This window comes from Pragia fontium (assembly GCF_900638655.1).
GTDB lineage: Bacteria > Pseudomonadota > Gammaproteobacteria > Enterobacterales > Enterobacteriaceae > Pragia > Pragia fontium.
Window position 1 is genome coordinate 808566 of record NZ_LR134531.1, and the last position, 20235, is coordinate 828800.

A 20235-nucleotide genomic window follows, 5' to 3' on the forward strand; every position below is an offset into this window, starting at 1 on the left:
CCTGCATGGTAGTGCAGGTCTGGGAACACCTAGTTTACTCGCTGACTTTTAGCGTCTACCTTTGGCTTTTTTATCTTTCGCTGGGCTGGATGGACGCGCCATTACTGATTGGTAAACCTTGAAACGTCCGGTTTGAGCCAACACTTCATGGCTGCCGAAAGTGGCATCCAGAATATCCGGATAAGGCAGGAATGCGTTGGCAACAATGCACAGGCGACCGCCCAATTGCAGATGTTTGGTTGCCCCACGGATCAGCGATTCAGCGGCACTCAAGTTGGTTTGCAATCCATCGTGAAACGGAGGGTTGGAAATAATGAAATCAAAGCGGCCTTCAATATCAGAGAACACATCGCTGGCGATGACTTTGCCTGATAAATCATTGGCAGCCAGCGTGGCTTTACTTGATTCAAGAGCCGCAGCGCTGACGTCACTTAATGTCAGCTCCAGTCCATCAACGCTTTTAGCCAGTATCATCGATAGCACACCGGCACCACAGCCAACATCCAGAACTTTACCTTTGACATTATCCAGGACTGAAAGCAGCAGTTGGCTGCCGACATCCAGGCCATCACGGCTGAATACGCCGGGCAGGGTTTTAATCGGTAAATCATCCAGCGTATATTCATCCCACCACTTGGTCAGATCGAACTGAGCCTGACGTTCAGAGCGGAAATGGTAGAGGCTACAACGGCGTGCGCTGTCAATTTTAGCAATCGCGCCGAACTCCGCCAGTAAGGTTTCTGCGCTACGAACTCCACTGCGGTTTTCACCAACAATAAACAGCTCGGTGCCGACGGGGAGGAGGCTGAGCAGTGACTGAAGCTGGAATTGAGCTTCCTGCTTGCTTTTGGGCCAGTAAAAAATCAAGGTATCACAGCCAGCGGTGAGTTCTGGTTGTGGCAGTAGATTAAACTGCGCTTTGTCACCTAAAGTTCGGCTAAGCTGGCGCCAATGGTGATATTGGGTACAGTGAACCCGGATATCCTGCGCCTCAAGCTGACAGGCGAGGTTGTCTTGTAAATCACCGGCAAACAGCACCCGGCGTTGAGTAAATTCATCAGTGTGCCGTAGTATTACTTCACTAGCGGGGCATAAAACGGACATATTATTCTCCTGTGAAGCAACAAGCCGCTGCCTCAGATAGTATTCGGCCAGAATTATAGAGCTTTATTGGCGGAAGTTCGATGGGTTTGCTAGCATAGCGCGGCTTAACCGTGTAATTTCATCCTGGCGGCAAAGGTAAAGAGTAACAGCGGAGAACCATGGCAACATCACGACGTGACTGGCAACTGGAACAAATGGGCATCAAGCAGTATCAACTGCGGCGTCCAACGGCGCTTCATGGTGAAGTGGCTATTGTGATACCTGACACCATCAAGCTGGTTTTATTGTCCGAACAACTTCCCGCGTTATCATCGCCGTTGATGTTGGATATTTTACGCGCCATGCAGCTAACGTCGGAGCAGGTTTATGCTCTGATGCCTGAGCAGGCGATGATGATTCCAGAAAATATACGCTGTGTTTTGTGGCTGATCGGGTTGAATGAACCGCCGTCATTACCAACCGCGTTAGCTGAATTACCTTTATTGACCAGTCCTTCCTTGGCTGAATTGGCCAATGATCCTGATGCGAAGCGCATCCTATGGCAACAGATATGTCGTGATGAATACTATTTCTTCCCTCACTCCGAGTGATTTAACCTCGGTTTATCAAATTGAACTGGCTAGTCATGCTTTTCCCTGGACGGAAAAAACGCTGTTGAGTAATCAAGGGGAACGTTACCTTAACCTCAAATTGTGTGTTGATCAGGCTATTGCCGCTTTTGCTATTACTCAGGTGGTATTGGATGAAGCCACCCTGTTTAATATTGCGGTACACCCTGATTATCAGCGTAGAGGGATAGGGCGAGAATTATTGCAGGCTTTAATTGATCAATTGCTGGAGCGTAATGTGATGACGCTGTGGCTGGAAGTCAGGGCTTCAAATCACGCCGCTATTGAACTGTATCGTTCATTTGATTTTAACGAAGTCACCGTGAGGAAAGGGTATTATCCAGCAGTGAACGGCAGGGAAGATGCTATTGTGATGGCTTTAACGTTGTAGTGGTTAGTTGTAAATAGATAATAAAAAACGCCGATGACATTAAATCCATCGGTGTTTGATACCACAGACAAATATTTCCGAATCGGATTCAGTGAACATTTCGTCCGTAAAAAGAACGTCAGAATATTAGCTTTTCTTCACGGACGAGGAGGAATGTTTTTGAGTTCAACGGGCGTCAGGCCTAGGCTTCTTAGGGGCGCTCCGGCTGGCAAGCCAGCTACGACCCCAACAGAACCCTCTCCTTCCGTTTTGGTTAACGAGCCCATTCATATTTTAGAATTTTGTTATCAATCTGAAACGCCGATGATATTAAATCTATCGGCGTTTTTTATGGAGAAATATGACAAAGTCACTACTTAACGAGCAGTGAGTTTTCAACGGAATGGACGCCAACCACGGTTTTTGCTGCATTAACAGCGGCCTGTGCTTCTTCAGCGGAGCGAACAAAACCACTTAGCTGAACTTTACCTTTAAAGGTAGTGACGCTGATTTGAGTTGAACGAATATTTTTTTCACCTAACAGCGCAGTTTTAACTTTGGTGGTTAACACTGAGTCATCAATATAACCGCCGGTACCTTCGGTTTTAGCCGTTGGTGAACAACCTGCGACGGCTATAGTCATCACAATAGCGCCAAATAGGGTTGTTATTAACTTCGCAATCTTCATTCCCATACTCCTTAATGATTGATGAATATCTCTGGTGAAAACGGTTAATGAAAACCGTCGCGCTGGTTCATCCAATCTCCAATCTATTGGTGATATCGCGCTAAAAACACTCTCTTAATATAGAGATTAAATAGCTAGACGGCTAATTTTTTAGTGCTGACGGGTATCGTCAATGGGGATATAGGTTAATTGAGGAAGAGATGAAGAAAATATAGACGGTCTTATTCATCATGCTTGTCAGTTAAGAAAATGCAATCGGTGAGTTTTATCTTTTGACCTTTCTATTGAGCGCTGTCATTAAGCTTAACTGACAAGCGCTATAGTTATAGCGGGCTTTAATTCATCATAATCGGCATTTATCCGATGGCGTTATTTTGCCTGTTTTCTGTTTTAGCATGGGCGATAAACAAATTCTGTTTGGATAAAGAAAGAGGGCGACGGTGAATGCTCTTCTTTTATAGTGTGCTTTTTGTTCCAGCCGCTTTGAGCATCTTTTGAAATGCCGGGCATTGCATATGATTGGGAGCCGGACAGTTTGCCGCATGGTTTAATCCATCACGTATTGCACTAAGGCGCTGTATGGTTTTACCTATCTCGTTAGCTTTTGCCGCCAGCATTTCTCGATCGAGGGCCGGTTCCCCTTGTTGATTAAACATGCCAGCGATCTCCGTCAGAGAAAAACCGGCGGACTGACCTAAAGCGATCAGCGCCAGTCGTTGTAGTACATTCTCATGGTATTGCCGACGTAAACCTTTGCGGCCAATGGATTGAATTAGCCCCTTCTCTTCATAAAAACGCAGAGTTGAAGGGGGCAAACCACACTGTTTCGTCACTTGTGCAATATCCAGCTGTTTCATACTTGACCTCAAGTGAACTTTAAGTAGTAGGATGTTTGATACCTTACATTAGCCGAGGGGCAGATTAAACCAGCAGGATTGACTATTCTGTGTACTGCTGGATGCTGAATATTATGAATGACTTTATTGATATCTTAATACGCATCGTTTTTATTGGCGTTGGAGCCACTTTGTGTATGGATCTTTGGGCGCGAATACAGCGGGTTTTATGGGGTATTACGTCATTAGATTATGCGCTGGTCGGTCGTTGGCTTGGTTGGATAGCACGCGGTCGATTTTATCATACGACGATTCTGACCAGTGGCAGAATTACAGGTGAGCATATTATTGGTTGGGTCGCTCACTATTTGATTGGCGTCATGTTAGCCGCTCTACTAACTATTGTGGTCGGCTCGAAATGGCTCTATCAGCCAACGCTGATTCCAGCGCTCATTACTGGCATAGTCAGCGTAGTAGCGCCTTTTTTTGTTATGCAGCCGGCCTTTGGTTTTGGGATTGCTGCTGCAAAAACGCCAGCACCAAATATCGCTCGAATTCGTAGCATGATAACGCATTTGGTGTTTGGTTTAGGCATTTACCTAGCGGCGAAAGTATCGCTATGGCTATTAGGATAATATTTTGATGCAATAGGCGCTTTAAAGCCCGCAACGATTCCCGTTAGCGGGTTTTTAGTATCCTTTCGATTCTCATCTGTGTAAAATCCACCCCCATTGCACCCATTCGAACATGGTTTTATGTACACAGGTTTGTACATATCTGAGATTACATAAATGAAAGAAACTTCAAGAGCCGCGGAAATAGCGTGCCGACGCACGTTTGCTATTATTTCCCACCCCGATGCGGGTAAAACGACCATTACTGAAAAAGTATTGTTATTTGGACAGGCAATCCAAACGGCGGGAACGGTTAAAGGCCGTGGTTCCAACCAGCATGCTAAATCTGACTGGATGGAGATGGAAAAGCAGCGCGGTATTTCTATTACCACCTCGGTGATGCAGTTCCCTTATAAATCATCGCTGGTTAACCTGCTGGATACTCCCGGACACGAAGATTTCTCGGAAGATACCTACCGGACTTTAACCGCGGTTGACTGCTGTTTAATGGTGATTGATGCGGCCAAAGGTGTAGAAGATCGTACCCGTAAGCTGATGGAAGTAACCCGCTTGCGCGATACGCCGATTTTAACCTTTATGAACAAGCTGGACCGTGATATCCGCGACCCTATGGAGTTGCTGGATGAAGTGGAAAACGAACTGAAGATCATGTGTTCACCGGTCACCTGGCCAATTGGCTGCGGTAAGCTGTTTAAAGGGGTTTATCATTTATATAAAGATGAAACCTATCTGTATCAGAGCGGTAAAGGGCATACGATTCAGGAAGTCCGTATAGTTAAAGGATTGGATAATCCTGAACTGGATACGGCCGTTGGTGAAGAACTGGCCGCTCAGCTACGTGAAGAACTGGAGCTGGTAAGAGGTGCATCGCCGGAGTTTGAGCTGGAGTCATTCCTTGCTGGTGAATTGACGCCGGTATTCTTTGGCACCGCTTTGGGTAACTTTGGCGTCGATCATATGCTGGATGGGTTGGTTGACTGGGCTCCGGCACCTATGCCGCGTAAAACCAATGTGCGTGAAGTTATCGCTTCAGAAGAGAAGTTCAGCGGTTTTGTGTTTAAAATTCAGGCCAATATGGATCCTAAACACCGAGACCGTGTGGCGTTTCTGCGTGTCGTTTCGGGTACCTATGAAAAAGGCATGAAACTGCGTCAGGTACGGATTGGTAAAGATGTGGTGATTTCTGATGCGCTAACCTTTATGGCTGGCGATCGCTCTCATGTTGAAGAGGCTTATCCGGGCGATATTATCGGATTACATAATCACGGTACTATCCAAATCGGCGATACCTTCACTCAGGGTGAAGATATGAAGTTCACCGGTATTCCTAACTTTGCCCCAGAGCTATTCCGTCGTATTCGCCTGAAAGATCCATTAAAGCAGAAGCAGCTATTAAAAGGCTTAGTACAGCTATCGGAAGAAGGTGCGGTTCAGGTTTTCCGTCCTATTGCCAATAACGATCTGATTGTTGGAGCGGTGGGTGTGCTGCAGTTTGACGTGGTGGTTGCCCGTCTGAAGTCTGAATATAACGTTGAAGCGATTTATGAATCCGTGAACGTATCTACCGCTCGTTGGATTGAGTGTGATGATGCGAAAAAGCTGGAAGAGTTTAAACGTAAAAACGAACTAAACGTAGCATTAGACGGTGGTGATAACCTGAGCTATATCGCACCAACCATGGTTAACCTAAATCTAACGCAAGAGCGCTATCCGGATATTATGTTCCGTAAAACCCGGGAACATTAATGGGTTTTATCTTCTGAGTTAGTTCCTGACTGACCAGCGCAATTTAATCATTAAACGCCTGATGTTTTACATCAGGCGTTTGAGGCTGCTGACAAACTTTTTAATCAGCATCAATGGTTGTTCCGGCTGTAAAAATCTTGAGTGAATATCACCTAAGTGCTCAGCCGGAAGGACATCAGTATTCAGCTTTAGCGTGCGTCGTGCCTAGCCGGGTTACGGGCACTCCGGCGGGCAAGCCCGCTACGACCCCCACACCCGTCTCTCCCGACGATTGCGTATATTAGTACTTTATCAACAATCTGAAACGCCTGATGTTTTACATCAGGCGTTTTTTTACGCTATGGGCAAAATAAAATAGCTTCCTGGTGTGTGACCGAGCGGTTTTTCATCGATTCTCTTCCATAATTTTTGCTGCAACACTGCAACACTGCAACACTGCAACACTGCAATTTCTCGTGTTCCTTGGGGTAACCAACATCATTAGCACCCTAATCCGTCATATGACTTAATCAGCTTGGCTGGTGAGGACTCTTGGTGGATAGAGAGGCATAAGTTACTTGGTAGAGCCTATTTTTATCTGGCCTTTAGGTTGGTTTAAGGCGGTAGTTCATTATCCATAGCTTTGAACTGGCGTTGTTAGATAAACATTAAATTGATTAAGGGTATAAACGTTCTGACGGGGATTCGGTAATAACGCTATTTGGCCCGTTCCAGCTGGTTTTGCATAGTAATATGTTGATTTAATCATCGGTTTATAGGTGAAATAATATTTTTGTTTTATTTTTAATCGGTTGGTTTTTTGTTTTTTGTTTTTTATTTTTTGCGTGTATTGTTTTGCTGGATGTGTGTTTTTTTGATTTTTCATCTTGTGTTTTTAAGAGCGAGAGAATCTTTAATTAAGGTTTTTTATTATTTCAAATGTTGTTTTTCATGGTTTTTCTGTTTATATGCAATTGATTATTAATGATTTTATTGGTTATTTTGATTTTCTTACATAGCCTCTTTATTTATGTGGATAAATTCTTGTTTTGTTTTGATCATATATTTTAACAAATCAAAATGAGTTGAAATTATAATATTTTAAAAATGTTCAGTATATTATGCCCTCCAATTCTGCTTATTTCGATTTAAAACTCTGCTCTTATGTTGTTTTCTGGTTTTTAATTGGTGTTATGTCTTGTAATTGTCACATATATAGATCATTCGATCGTTATAAGTGTTTATAGTGGTTTTTTATTCTTATTCTTTATGTATAATGCCGGGTATGGAGAAGGTGTTGTGATAAAATTCATTTTCTTTCCAATGATGATATTTAAATACCACCTTAAACTGTGTGTGTTTAATGCCTGGTTTATTTTTAGTGCGTATTTCACACCGATTTTATTTCCAAGTTCTTATTTGTAAAGGGTGTTTAATAAAGGGTTTTAGCCTGGTTTCGGCATTTTTTAACGTAAAGGTTCTATAAAGGATCTTTATATATGGAGGCGCAGATTGAACCTGTGCCGTTGTTAGCTAGAGGAAAAGGAAAAAACTATGAAACTGTCTCAAATTGCCATGGCAACTTTACTGGCGAGCGGTATCGCATTTGGCGCGCAGGCTGCTGGTAACACCGGCACTGTAACGTTCTCCGGTGAGGTGGTGGATTCACCATGCGATCTGGCGGCGGGTCAAGACGGTGCGGATATTAAAGTGGACTTTGGTCAGCTGTCTGTTGCTGGGCTAAATGGTGGCCGAGTGGCAACTAAAAACTTTGAAATCAAGTTAAAAAACTGCGTTATTGATAAAAAAACTGCGGCGATTACTTTCACCAGTACTGACCAGATCGCGGGTAAAAACCTGCTGAAAACCAATGGTGATGCAACTGGTTTAGGTATCAAACTGAATAATATTACTTTTGGTACCGCGCTGGAACTGAATGGCTTGGCCAACGGCGATCAGACTTTGACTTACATTGCCGGTGTTCAGAAAGCCGATGAAGCCACCGATGTTACTGCGGGGGCATTTACCGCCAGCGCTAACTTCGAAATTGCTTATAAATAAGCGACATCTTTAACCGTAGCGGAAACGCTCGGTCAGAAGAACTCGTTTGTATGGCAGGACATCACACTGTCCTGCCATTTTATCAGCACCACGCGTGAACGTTACTTACCGCAGAGCTATAGCAAAAAGTTGTCCATGACGGTTACCCATGTTGGCTCAGGTTTTTGCTATGACTCTTCAGTGATTTTGAGTACTCACAGAATAAAAGGATGTATTTGTAATTCGGTTTACCACGAGATGTAAAAGACATGATGTATTGCTGGTAAAAAGGACTTTGAATAAAAGATGACAACTCAGCCCCAGTTTATAAAAAATCGTATTACGTTATCGATATTATTGATGCTAGTGACGGGAAATGCACAGGCTGTCAAATTCAATCTCGATATGCTCAATGCCGAAGATAAAGCGAATATTGATTTTTCAAATTTTTCCCAGACCGGCTATGTGATGCCCGGTGAGTACCAATTACAGGTCAAATTGAACGGGGAAAGTCTGGGCAATGAGATGGTGATACCGTTTTATCCCTTTCAATCCGCAACGGATCTGACTTCAGCTTCAGACTCGGATGAACTGCCTCAGGCCTGTTTAGCACCTGAGATGGCGGAAAAACTGGGGTTGACCAATGCTGCCCGCCAGAAATTGACCACCTGGCATGATAATCAATGCATAGACTTTAGTGCCCTGCCAGGAGTAATGCTGACCCCAAATCTGGGGGCCGCTGCGTTGGAAATCAATTTGCCTCAGGCCTGGCTGGAGTACAGCGATGCAACCTGGGTGCCACATTCCCGCTGGGATAACGGTATTGCCGGCGGGCTGCTGGACTATAACCTGAATACCTCATTTAGCCGTTCTAAGGACGGTCAGCGCCAACGGGACATCAGCTTTAACGGTACCGCCGGATTGAATGCCGGTGCTTGGCGTTTACGAGCAGACTATCAGGGCCGAGATAGTCAGGTTTCCGGGCGACAGAGTTATTCTCAACGAAACTTTGATCTGACCCGAGCCTATTTGTATCGCCCCTTGCCGAGCCTGCAGTCCACGCTGACGCTGGGGGAAGACTATGTTAACTCCTCCCTGTTTGATTCCTGGCGCTACACCGGGATGAAGCTGGCCAGCGATGAGCGGATGTTACCGCCGCGCTTGAGGGATTATGCGCCGGAAATTATCGGCGTGGCTAATACCAATGCTCGAGTAACGGTCACCCAGCAGGGCCGAAAAGTATATGACAGTGTCGTACCAGCAGGCCCGTTTCGTATTCAGAGCCTGGACAGTGCCATTCGCGGCACGCTGGACGTCACTATTACTGAACAGAATGGCGAAGAGCGTAAGTTTAGTGTGTCCACTGCATCGGTTCCCTACCTGACTCGACCTGGGCAGGTGCGTTATCAGTTGATTGGCGGGCGACCGAGTACCTGGGATCACGACCTGCAAGGGCAGACGTTCGTCGCCGGCGAAATCAGTTGGGGAGTCAGCAATGCCTGGTCAGTCTACGGTGGCGGCACGGTCTCGCAAGACTATCAAGCGGCTGCATTGGGGGTGGGACGCGATTTGTTCATGTTGGGCACTGTTGCACTGGACGTTACTCAGACCACCGCGAGGTTCCCTGATAAAGAAGAACTGAAAGGTAAATCCTGGCGGCTCAGTTACTCCAAGTTTTTTGACCAGATGGATGCGGACGTGACATTTGCTGGCTATCGCTTCTCGGAGAAAAACTTCCTCAGTATGCAGGAGTATCTGGATAAGCGTTATCAGGGCGGCGATCGTGGCCGGCAGAAAGAGCGCTATCAGGTGAACGTGAATAAGCGTTTCGATGCCTTTTCGCTGGGGCTGAACTATGAGCGCCAGACCTACTGGGATCGGGGAGATACCGAACAGTTTGGTGGCAGCGTAGGCACATACTTTAACCTGCCATCGCTGGATTTAAGAAATTTATCGGTGAGTGGTTCGGTGACCCGCAGCCAGTATCAGGGGCGTCAAGATGACATGGTTAGTGTGATGATATCGGTGCCGTTGGGTAGTGGAACAGTGAGCTATAACGGTAGCCGTAGCCGTGGGCGTTATAGCCAACAGATGGGGTATTACGGATTAGTTGGTCAGGACAGCTACAGCATGAATGCCGGCATTGACAGCGGCGGGAATGACTCAACCACGGGGCAATTTAATGGCATGTACACCCACAATGGCGATTTGGCCAGAGTCAGCGGTAATGTGGCTTTTGCCAGCCGGGGAAACTCATCATTAGGTCTGAGCGCCAGCGGTGGTTTGACGGTGACTGGTCAGGGCGCGGCATTGCACCCGGCCGGGTATAACGGTGGTACCCGGCTGATGTTGAGTACCGATGGGGTTGCGGGCGTGCCGTTAGACGGACTGGGTGTTAAGAGTAACGCCTGGGGGATCGGGGTGCTGGGGGATGTGAACAGTTATTACCGCACCACCGCCCGAATAGATTTGGATACCTTGCCGGATGATGTTGAAGCGATGCAGGGCGTGGTGGAAGCGGCGCTGACGGAAGGGGCGATTGGCTTTCGCCGTTTTTCGGTGTTGCAGGGCGCCAAGGTTTTTGCAGTGTTAAGGCTGGCGGACAGCAGTTATCCGCCGTTTGGCGCCAGCGTCAGAGACCACCGGGGACGTGAAGTCGGTCTGGTGGGAGAGCAGGGACTGGCATGGCTCAGTGGTATTTCACCAGAGGGTATGCTGACGGTGGAATGGGCTGGAAAAGTGCAATGTCAGGTTAGCCTACCGGCACAGATAGGGGAATCGAATCTGTTATTACCTTGTCCGGTGACGGCATCTAATTAAGTGAATGATAAGTAAATGATAAGTGAGTTAATTAATATGAGAAATAAACAGATTACAGCCCGACTTGTTGGATTTTTTATCACCTTGCTGATCTTACCTTTATCCGGTCAGGCTGCAGTGACGCTGGATCGCACTCGGGTAGTTTTTGATGGTGGCAGCAAGTCCGTCAGTTTGAATATCAGCAATGATAATCAGCAGCAGCCTTATCTGGCTCAGGCTTGGCTGGAAGATGCACAGCAAAATAAGTTGTTGACCGGCCCTTTGGTGATCACACCGCCGGTCCAACGGCTGGAGCCCGGGGCGAAGAGTATGATCCGCATTACCGCGGCATCCGGTCAATTACCACAGGATAAAGAGTCTCTATTCTATCTGAACCTGCGGGAAATTCCGCCGGTGAGCGACAAGCCAAATGTGCTGCAGATAGCGCTGCAAACCAAAATTAAACTGTTTTATCGGCCAAAGGCGCTGAAGCGCGATCCCGGTTCAGTTTGGCAAGATCAACTGGTCTTGCATACTGAGGGTGGCGGTTATCGGATAGAGAATCCAACGCCGTATTACATCACGGTGATCGGACTGGGTGGCAGTGAGAAGCAGTCACTGGAAGGGGACTTTGAGACGGTGATGCTGTCACCAAATAGCAGTGTCAAAGTGAAAAGTGCGGCTTATGGCAAACCCTATTTAACTTATATCAATGATTACGGTGGGCGTCCTACGCTGGCATTTCGTTGCAACGGTAGTCGGTGCGTGGCTCGCTAAACAGGGGGAGAGGGCTGATGAACAGGAGATGGATGGGATTAAGTGTCTGCCTACTTTTGCTGCTCTCTTTAGCGAGCCGAGCGGACGACAATCTGAATGTGGTCTTTAACGGGAGGTTGCTGGCGCAAAGTTGCGAATTTGATTCGGTGGGTGGTTATCAGGAGATCCCCTTACCCACTAAAACGCTACATTTTTTTGATCGCCAGACACGTACCGAAAGCACGCCGTTTACCCTTGGTTTGATCGGCTGTACCTCAAGCACAATGGGAAAAGTGGTGAAATTGACCTTTAGCAGTGCGCAGACTCAACTGGTGAATGGGGTGGCTATGTTAGCCACCAGCGGCAATACCGGTCTGGTGATTGGTTTGGAAGACGGTGCCGGTCAGGCAATAACGCTGGGTCAAGCGGTAAACGTTGGAAGCATTAGTCAGGTTGGTCCGGTGGGGGTTAACCGATTCCAGTTTGCTGCATATGCTCTGGCTCCGGGGGCGGTGAAGGCGGGTAGCTATAGTGCGACGGTTACATTTGAAGTGGATTATCAGTAGGAGAGAATCATGCGACTAAATAGCCAGCGATATGGATTATATGGCCTGCTGAGTTTGATGTTAGCGAGTGGCGCAGTACAGGCGGATGTGCCTGTTACAGTAAAAGTGACGCTACTGGAACCGGCGTGTCAAGTATCGGGTGAAAACGGAGAAACCCAGCTGGAGATGCCATTTGGCGATGTCGCATTTCAGTATGTGGGTACTGCCAAAGCGGAACAGTCGGTGAATATCAGGGTCACGTGTAGTGGCGGCCCACCAGCGGGTAAGAGCTTGAAAATGTATTTTACGCCAACGTCCTATGGAATTGTGCCAGCTCTTGGACAGAATGTGCTGGGTACGTCAATGACTGGAGTGGGTATTGCATTAACGAATGCTCAAAGACCGTTCAATATTGGTCAAGGACTGCCGATACAAGCCGGACTATTTAGGCTCACCGGGCAGTTGGTTATGCAAGATGGCACTAATGTGGAAGTCGGTGGGGAATTTAGTGCCAGTGCGTCATTGTTTGCCACCTATATGTAGTGAGCCGGTGGAAAGGGAGAGGTTAAATGTATCTGGAGAATGAACAAATGGGCAGAACAAGCAAAATAAGATACTTCACAGTGTTGGGGCTCTGGGTATCCATCGGTTTGATGGCGATGAGACCGGCTGTTGCTGCCTACAATGCTGTCGCTGACAGCGCTATTTCCAGAGTAACTATTAAAGGCAATGTTTCGGCGGGTGTTGGCTATATATCGAAGTTTATTATCGATGCATATACGGTGAGTGGCATAGTAAATTGTGGACCAGCAAATGGGGATGCGTATAAGGCATGGCACTATACCTTGATTGATTTACCGAAAAATAGCGCAGGCCGCTATATGATTAATAAAAACTTATCCTTTTCTGCGACGGCGGCTAATAATTCATTAGGTCAATGGATAAATGCATATGCAAGGGGGTGTTCTAGCGATATGGGGCCGGGGATCGTAGCAAGTGTCGAGGCCGATTACATGTCGGTTGCTTTTCCTATTGAATTAAACTTTTATCTCGAAAGTCGCCCTATTGATAATGTGATTACCTTTCCAACAATGATTTTAGGGGGGTATCTTCGCAGTTTCGGTGGGCCACAAGGACTCGAGTCGAAGAAGTATGCCATTCCAATTCGGTTGGAGGGGGGCACACTGCAGTTAAAAAATAGCTGTACCGCGAATCCGACTGCGTTGGTAATAGACCATGGAATATTGCCGAGTGGCACACCATCCCATCGCACCTCGACACCTATTACTTATACCTGTGATTCACCTGTGGATGCGACATTATCAATAGAATATGAGGCTAACGGGGATGGTTATTTGCCGTTGAAAGATGCGAAAGGGCTAACTGGCGCAGTGTCCAAGTTGACCATTACCGATCCGCAAACCAATGCATCAGGCACCACCATTAAAACAAAGATTCAGACTGAGAAGACTTTTACAGTTAGCAGCGAACTTTCTCAAACTATCGGCAATGGTGCATTCACGGGCAGCGCCTGGTTAACTGCGGTGCATAATTAATCAATCAATATATAGCGATATGCCTCTGGCTGATATCTATAGGCATGATGGCATAAGGTGATGGGATATTGTCAGGCTAAACCTAATTTTTATTGGATGATGGGTAAGATGCTACAGTCAAAAAAAAATACTATTTGCCAATTCTGTGGTTCAGGCGCACTAGTCAGAAAGCACGGTAAGTCAAGAGCGGGTATACAACGTTTTTGGTGTTCATTCTGTAGCCGGACATTTCAGAATGATTATATTTATACCGGTTGGGAGCAGCAGGCTAAAACCATGATGGTTGATTTTTTAAGTCAGGGGCTGTCAACCGATGAAATCAGTAAAAAATCGGGTTGGCCTGCACGACGGGTGAAGAAAATGATTTCAAGTCTTAAGTTAAATAAAGATTAACTGGCGTAAATAGCCCGTCTCTTCTCTATTTTCACGTTAATCGTTGCTGATTATCTCAGCTAAGCAGCGTTTTCTCGCCGTTGTGATTGGTTAGACGCAAGGCTTATCGGTATCGCCTTTAAGGTGTATTGATAGCTTTCCGGCATTAACATGCATTTGTTGTCAGCCTTGCTATTATTCCTGTAGCTGTTCATTCCTCTCGATCTACCGTCAGGCAAAACGTGATTTATCTTATTCCACGTTTTGCTCTAGTCTCGTTTGAAAGCCTGCTAGTCAGGTTAAGCATTCCTTTTAATCCCCATAAGTGAGCTTACTTAACGTATCTATTGCTTGTTGGATGGAGAGTGGCAATAGGAAACGCTGGAAGAGTTTAAGCGTAAGCACTAACTAAACGTAACCATTAGACGGTGGTGATAACCTGAGCTATATCGCACCAACTATGGTTAATCTAAACCTAACGCAAGAGCGATATCTGGATATTATGTTCCGTAAAACCCGGGAACATTAATGGGTTTTATTTTCTGAGTTAGTTCTGGACTGACCTGCGCAATTCAATCATTAAACGCCTGATGTTTTACATCAGGCGTTTGAGGCTGCTGGCAAACTTTTTAATCAGCATCAATGGTTGTTTCGGCTGTAAAAATCTTGAGTGAATATCACCTAAGTGCTCAGCCGGAAGGACATCAGTATTCAACTTTAGCGTGCGTCGTGCCTAGCCGGGTTACGGGCACTCCGGCGGGCAAGCCCGCTACGACCCCCACACCCGTCTCTCCCGACGATTGCGTATATGAGTACTTTATCAACAATCTGAAACGCCTGATGTTTTACATCAGGCGTTTTTTTACGCTATGGGCAAAATAAAATGGCTCAGCGGTGTGTGACTGAGCGTTTTTCATCGATTGTCTTCCATCAGTTTTGCCGTAACACCGGTATTTCCTTCGTGAGGAGGGATAACCGATATCGGCAGAGCCTTTCTCAATACACTAAGGCTGCAAGCCTATTGTTATCTGGTATTCAGGTCGATTTGAGGCAGACAGTAGCGTTAACCAAGAATTGGTTAGAAGAGAAGGCGGTTTTGATCATCTGGCCTGTAATAATGTTACTTAACCTGTTTTGAGTGATATTTGTATGACAATGTGTTGGTTTGTTCGGTAAAACATAGATATAAAATAATTAAAAAATTGCTTTTCCTGTACGGGTTGCTTGTCATGATTTTTCTATTTTAGGTTTTATAAAAGTTACTTTTTATCTGTTTTTTATTTCACTAATCATAATAGGATTGGTGAGTTCGTTATTATCAGGGTGCTAATGAGTTGGTGGTTTGGTTCTTTTTGTGTGTTTTTTGTTTTTTTATGTGTTGGCTTTGATTTGTTTTTTTATTTCATAAGGGTTGTTTTTTTATATTTTTAATGATTGAAGTGATTTTCATTGAGTTTTTAGTGTCTTTTTAATTTAATGCTTCATGAGTTATTCTTATTTATCTATTTGAAATTTAATGTATTTATTTATTTTATTCATTATAGTTAAATAAATTTTAATAATAATGGTGTTTTTTTTAGATAAATATTGATTATTTTTATTGTTTGTTTTTTATAGGTATTTAATAACTTTAAATAAGTTGATCGAATAATTTTAAAAAAAATTTAGTATATTATCGCTGTTATTCTTATTTATTTCGATCTAAAGCTCTGCTTTGTTGTTGATTTTTAGTGATTATTGGCTTTACCGTCTTTGTTTTTTGACTTAAATAGATCATTCGATCGTCAAAAGTGTGTTTAGTGGTTTTTTATTCCTGTTTGTGTGTATAATGCCGAACGTAGGGGAAACGGCAGGATACTATCCATTTTCTTTCCAAAAATGATGTTTAAATACTGTCATTCCTTATGGGTGTTTAATTTCTCATTTGTTTTTTGTGCGAGATTTATACCGATTTTATTTCTCATCCTTAATTATTAAAGGGTGGTTGTAATAAGGCATTTAGCCTGATGATGTCATTTTGACGTAAAGGTTCTACAAAGGATCTTTATATATGGAGGCGCAGATTGAACCTGTGCCGTTGTGAGCTAGAGGAAAAGGAAAAAACTATGAAACTGTCTCAAATTGCCATGGCAACTTTACTGGCGAGCGGTATTGCATTCGGCGCTCAGGCTGCCGGTAACAAGGGTACTGTGACGTTCTCCGGTGAAGTGGTGGATTCACCATGCGATCTGTCGGCGGGTCAAGACGGTACGGATATTAAAGTAGACTTTGGCCAGCTGTCTATGGCGGGACTAAACGGTGGCCGAGTGGCAACCGAAAACTTTGAGATCAAGTTAAAAAACTGCGTTATGGGTAAAAAAACCGCGGCTATTACTTTCACCAGTACTGACCTGATGGCCGATAAAAACCTGCTGAAAACCAACGGTACTGCTACTGGTTTAGGTATCAGCCTGAAAGGGATTACCTTTGGTACTGCGTTAGACCTGACTGGTTTAGCCGACGGCGACAACACCCTGACCTATACCGCAAGCGTTCAGAAAGCGGATGGTGAAACCTCAGTTACTGCCGGTACTTTTACCGCCAGCACCAACTTCGTGATTGCCTATAAATAAGCGACGTGTTTGACCAAGGGGAACATTCTCGGTCAGAAGAACTCGTCTGTATGGCAGGGCATCACACGGTCCTGCCATTTTTATCAACATATAACATGAATGCTTCTTATCAGTAGAACGATAGCAAAAAGTTGTCCATAACGTTTACCGCTGCCGGGACAGTCTTTTGCTATAACTCTTCGATTATTTTGAGTTTTCGCAGAATAAAAGGATGCGTTGGTAATTTGTTTTACCACGAGATGTAAAAGACGTGATGCACTGCTGATGAAAAGGACTTTGCATAAAAGATGAAGATTCAGCCCCGGTTTATAAAAAATCGTATTACGTTATCGATATTGTTGGTGCTAATGACAGGGAGTGCACAGGCTGTCCAATTCAATCTCAATATGCTCGATGCCGAAGATAAAGCGAATATTGATTTTTCAAATTTCTCCCAGACCGGCTATGTGATGCCCGGCGAGTACCAATTACAGATCAAATTGAACGGGGAAAGTCTGGGTAATGAAATGACGATACCGTTCTATCCCTTTCAATCTACTACGGATGCGGTTTCAGCTTCAGATCCTCTTCCGCAGGCCTGTTTGGCACCGAAGATGGCGGAAAAGCTGGGGCTAACTGAAGACGCTCTTAAGAAACTGACCACCTGGCATGATAATCAATGCATAGACTTTAGCACCCTGCCGGGGGTGACGCTGGTGCCTGATTTAGGGGCCGGTGCGCTGGACGTCAATCTGCCTCAGGCCTGGCTGGAGTATAGCGATGCGACCTGGCTACCACCTTCCCGCTGGGATCACGGTATTGCCGGTGGGCTGTTGGACTATAACTTGAATACCTCGTTCAGCCGTTCTGAGGATGGTCGGCGCCAGCGGGATATCAGCTTTAATGGTACCGCTGGGTTGAATGCCGGTGCCTGGCGATTACGGGCCGACTATCAGGGCAGCGACAGCCAGGTTTCCGGGCGACAGAATACTTCTCAACGAAACTTTGACCTGACCCGGGCTTATTTATACCGACCTTTACCCAGCTTGCAGTCCACGCTAACGCTGGGGGAAGACTATGTGAACTCCTCCTTATTTGATTCCTGGCGTTATACCGGGATGAAGCTGGCCAGTGATGAGCGGATGTTACCGCCGCGTTTAAGGGAGTATGCGCCGGAAATCATCGGCGTGGCCAATACCAATGCTCGGGTGACGGTGACCCAGCAGGGGAGAAAAGTGTATGACAGTACTGTGCCAGCAGGCCCGTTTCGTATTCAGAGCTTGGACAGCGCCATTCGAGGGACGTTAGACGTCACCATTACTGAACAGAATGGGGAAGAACGAAAGTTCAGCGTATCTACCGCATCGGTGCCGTACCTGACCCGACCGGGACAGGTACGTTATCAGCTGATTGGCGGGCGCCCCAGTACTTGGGATCACGATCTGCAAGGGCAGACGTTCGTCGCCGGTGAAATTAGCTGGGGGGTCAGCAATGCTTGGTCGGTATACGGTGGTGGCACCGTATCGCAAGACTATCAGGCGGCAGCACTAGGGGTGGGTCGCGATCTGTTCCTGTTGGGCACCATCGCGCTGGACGTTACCCAGACTACCGCGCGGTTCCCTGATAAAGAGGATCAAAAAGGCAAATCCTGGCGGCTCAGTTACTCCAAATTTTTTGACAAGTTGGATACCGATGTCACGTTTGCCGGTTATCGCTTCTCGGAGAAAGAATTCCTCAGTATGCAGGAATATTTGGATAAGCGTTATCAGGGCGGCGATCGGGGTCAGCAGAAAGAACGCTATCAGGTCAACGTGAATAAGCGTTTCGATGCTTTTTCACTGAGTTTGAACTATGAAAAACAGACCTACTGGGATCAGGGTGAGACCGAACAGTTTGGTGGCAGTGTGGGCACCTATTTTAATTTGCCATCGCTGGATTTAAGAAACCTGTCGGTGAATGGCACAGTGACCCGCAGCCAGTATCAGGGACGTAAGGACGACATGGTCAGTGTGATGGTGTCGGTGCCGCTGGGTAGTGGCACGGTGAGCTATAACGGTAGCCGTCGCAGCGGGCGCTATAGCCAGCTGGTGGGGTACTACGGTCTGGTGGGGAAAGACAGTTACAGTATGAATGCCGGCATTGATAGTGGTGGCGGAGAGTCGAGCGACGGTCAATTTAATGGTATGTACACCCATAACGGCGACTTGTCCAAAGTCAGCGCTAATGTGGCGGTAGCCGGGCGGAGCAGTTCCTCAGTGGGGCTGAGTGCTAGTGGTGGTTTGACGGTGACTGGTCAGGGCGCGGCATTGCACCCGGCCGGGTATAACGGCGGTACCAGGTTGATGCTGAGTACCGACGGGGTGGCAGGCGTACCGTTAGATGGTCGGGGAGTTAAGAGTAACGCTTGGGGGATCGGGGTGCTGGGAGATGTGAACAGTTACTACCGTACCACCGCCCGGATCGATCTGGATACCTTACCGGACAATGTTGAAGCGACTCAAGGGGTGGTTGAAGCCTCGCTGACGGAAGGGGCGATTGGTTATCGCAAGTTTTCAGTATTACAGGGCGCTAAGGTGTTTGCGGTGTTAAGGCTGGTGGACAGCAGTTATCCGCCATTTGGTGCCAGCGTCAGAGACAGCCGAGGACGTGAAGTGGGTCTGGTCGGAGAACAAGGACTGGCTTGGCTTAGCGGTATTTCACCAGAAAGTACGCTGAAGGTGGAATGGGCTGGAAAAGTGCAATGTCAGGTTAGCCTGCCGGCGCAGATAGGGGAATCGAATCTGCTATTACCCTGTCAGGCGTTGGAATCTAATTAAGTGATTAATAAGTGAGTGAATGGATATGAAAAACAAACAAATTACCGCCCGCATCGTTGGGATTTTTATCACCTTGCTGATTTTACCTTTATCGGGTCAAGCAGCGGTGACGCTGGATCGCACTCGGGTGGTGTTTGATGGCGGCGGCAAGTCCGTCAGCCTGAATATCAGCAATGATAATCAGCAGCAGCCCTATCTGGCACAGGCTTGGCTGGAGGATGAGCAGCAGAATAAGTTGCTGACCGGTCCATTGGTGATCACGCCGCCGGTACAACGTTTGGAGCCGGGAGCGAAAAGTATGATCCGTATTACCGCGGCGGCGTCGAGTCAATTGCCACAGGATAAAGAGTCACTGTTTTATCTTAACCTGCGGGAAATTCCGCCGGTGAGTGACAAGCCAAATGTGCTGCAGATAGCCCTGCAAACCAAAATCAAATTGTTTTACCGACCGAAGGCGCTGAAGCGTGATCCTGGTTCGGTTTGGCAGGATCAATTGGTGTTGCATGCTGAAGGTGGCGGTTATCGGATAGAGAACCCAACCCCGTATTACGTGACGGTGATTGGTTTGGGTGGCAGTGAAAAACAGTCACTGGAAGGGGATTTTGAGACGGTGATGCTGGGGCCGAACGGCAGTGCTCGAGTGAAAAGCGCGGTTTATACCAAGCCCTATTTAACCTATATCAACGATTACGGTGGTCGCCCTACGCTGGCATTTCGTTGCAGCGGTAGTCGATGCGTAGCACGTTAAACAAGGTGGGCGAATTGATGAACAGAGGATGGTTAGCAGGAAGTTT

At 46.4% G+C, this 20235-nt stretch carries 18 protein-coding genes and 1 pseudogene; 15 read left to right on the forward strand and 4 right to left on the reverse strand.

Annotated features, from left to right (window positions below):
* Nucleotides 1–48: 48 nt before the first annotated feature.
* Entirely contained in the window at nt 49–1104 is a 1056-nt protein-coding gene (rsmC, locus tag EL341_RS03255) for a 16S rRNA (guanine(1207)-N(2))-methyltransferase RsmC (RefSeq protein WP_126467029.1), read from the reverse strand.
* A gap of 158 nt (nt 1105–1262) precedes the next feature.
* Here rsmC and EL341_RS03260 point away from each other — a divergent pair, with 158 nt between their 5' ends.
* Nucleotides 1263–1694 (forward strand): DNA polymerase III subunit psi, encoded by a 432-nt coding sequence (locus EL341_RS03260; protein WP_074820235.1) that lies wholly within the window; start codon nt 1263–1265, stop codon nt 1692–1694.
* Nucleotides 1663–2103, forward strand: coding sequence for a ribosomal protein S18-alanine N-acetyltransferase (gene rimI / locus EL341_RS03265; protein ID WP_047780024.1), 441 nt, complete (start codon nt 1663–1665; stop codon nt 2101–2103). The genes EL341_RS03260 and rimI overlap by 32 nt, the downstream gene beginning before the upstream one ends.
* Before the next feature lie 352 nt (nt 2104–2455).
* On the opposite strand, the gene EL341_RS03270 is transcribed toward rimI, so the two are convergent.
* Together EL341_RS03270 and EL341_RS03275 are read right to left on the reverse strand one after the other, a co-directional pair.
* Nucleotides 2456–2770 carry a BON domain-containing protein gene (locus tag EL341_RS03270; RefSeq protein ID WP_047780026.1) on the reverse strand — a complete coding sequence of 105 codons (315 nt, stop codon included), beginning with the start codon at nt 2768–2770 and terminating at the stop codon, nt 2456–2458.
* Nucleotides 2771–3225: 455 nt separating this feature from the next.
* Nucleotides 3226–3627 carry a helix-turn-helix domain-containing protein gene (locus tag EL341_RS03275; protein ID WP_074820233.1) on the reverse strand — a complete coding sequence of 134 codons (402 nt, stop codon included), beginning with the start codon at nt 3625–3627 and terminating at the stop codon, nt 3226–3228.
* A 113-nt stretch (nt 3628–3740) separates the two neighbouring features.
* Here EL341_RS03275 and EL341_RS03280 point away from each other — a divergent pair, with 113 nt between their 5' ends.
* A complete protein-coding gene (locus EL341_RS03280) occupies nt 3741–4241 on the forward strand; it encodes a DUF2938 domain-containing protein (RefSeq protein WP_074820602.1) in 501 nt (166 codons plus the stop codon).
* A gap of 156 nt (nt 4242–4397) precedes the next feature.
* Complete coding sequence (prfC, locus tag EL341_RS03285) at nt 4398–5987, forward strand: peptide chain release factor 3 (protein ID WP_047780028.1); 1590 nt, start codon at nt 4398–4400, stop codon at nt 5985–5987.
* A gap of 610 nt (nt 5988–6597) precedes the next feature.
* Here prfC and EL341_RS03290 read toward each other — a convergent pair.
* Nucleotides 6598–6852 (reverse strand): hypothetical protein, encoded by a 255-nt coding sequence (locus EL341_RS03290; RefSeq protein ID WP_074820230.1) that lies wholly within the window; start codon nt 6850–6852, stop codon nt 6598–6600.
* Nucleotides 6853–7520: 668 nt separating this feature from the next.
* Here EL341_RS03290 and EL341_RS03295 point away from each other — a divergent pair.
* The 11 genes and pseudogenes from EL341_RS03295 to EL341_RS03345 all read left to right on the forward strand — a co-directional run bounded on the left by EL341_RS03295 (nt 7521) and on the right by EL341_RS03345 (nt 20189).
* Nucleotides 7521–8027 carry a fimbrial protein gene (locus EL341_RS03295; RefSeq protein ID WP_047780030.1) on the forward strand — a complete coding sequence of 169 codons (507 nt, stop codon included), beginning with the start codon at nt 7521–7523 and terminating at the stop codon, nt 8025–8027.
* 285 nt (nt 8028–8312) lie between these two features.
* On the forward strand, nt 8313–10826 hold the full coding sequence (locus tag EL341_RS03300; RefSeq protein ID WP_114986239.1) for a fimbria/pilus outer membrane usher protein: 2514 nt from the start codon (nt 8313–8315) through the stop codon (nt 10824–10826).
* Between the two features lie 36 nt (nt 10827–10862).
* Nucleotides 10863–11582 (forward strand): fimbrial biogenesis chaperone, encoded by a 720-nt coding sequence (locus tag EL341_RS03305; RefSeq protein ID WP_047782491.1) that lies wholly within the window; start codon nt 10863–10865, stop codon nt 11580–11582.
* Nucleotides 11583–11599: 17 nt separating this feature from the next.
* Nucleotides 11600–12127, forward strand: coding sequence for a fimbrial protein (locus tag EL341_RS03310; RefSeq protein WP_047780032.1), 528 nt, complete (start codon nt 11600–11602; stop codon nt 12125–12127).
* Between the two features lie 9 nt (nt 12128–12136).
* The gene (locus EL341_RS03315) at nt 12137–12649 is read left to right on the forward strand and encodes a fimbrial protein (RefSeq protein WP_053007502.1); all 513 of its coding nucleotides are present in this window, start codon (nt 12137–12139) and stop codon (nt 12647–12649) included.
* A gap of 26 nt (nt 12650–12675) precedes the next feature.
* Nucleotides 12676–13662: a hypothetical protein gene (locus tag EL341_RS03320; protein ID WP_074820226.1), complete on the forward strand. Its 987-nt coding sequence runs from the start codon at nt 12676–12678 to the stop codon at nt 13660–13662.
* 108 nt (nt 13663–13770) lie between these two features.
* Nucleotides 13771–14055, forward strand: coding sequence for an IS1 family transposase (locus EL341_RS03325; RefSeq protein WP_126467031.1), 285 nt, complete (start codon nt 13771–13773; stop codon nt 14053–14055).
* Between the two features lie 400 nt (nt 14056–14455).
* A pseudogene (locus EL341_RS17770) lies at nt 14456–14563 on the forward strand (peptide chain release factor 3); the annotation flags it as partial.
* A gap of 1576 nt (nt 14564–16139) precedes the next feature.
* Complete coding sequence (locus tag EL341_RS03335) at nt 16140–16646, forward strand: fimbrial protein (protein ID WP_074820224.1); 507 nt, start codon at nt 16140–16142, stop codon at nt 16644–16646.
* A gap of 287 nt (nt 16647–16933) precedes the next feature.
* Entirely contained in the window at nt 16934–19441 is a 2508-nt protein-coding gene (locus tag EL341_RS03340; protein WP_074820222.1) for a fimbria/pilus outer membrane usher protein, read from the forward strand.
* Nucleotides 19442–19466: 25 nt separating this feature from the next.
* Complete coding sequence (locus EL341_RS03345; protein WP_047782494.1) at nt 19467–20189, forward strand: fimbrial biogenesis chaperone; 723 nt, start codon at nt 19467–19469, stop codon at nt 20187–20189.
* Nucleotides 20190–20235 lie beyond the last annotated feature (46 nt).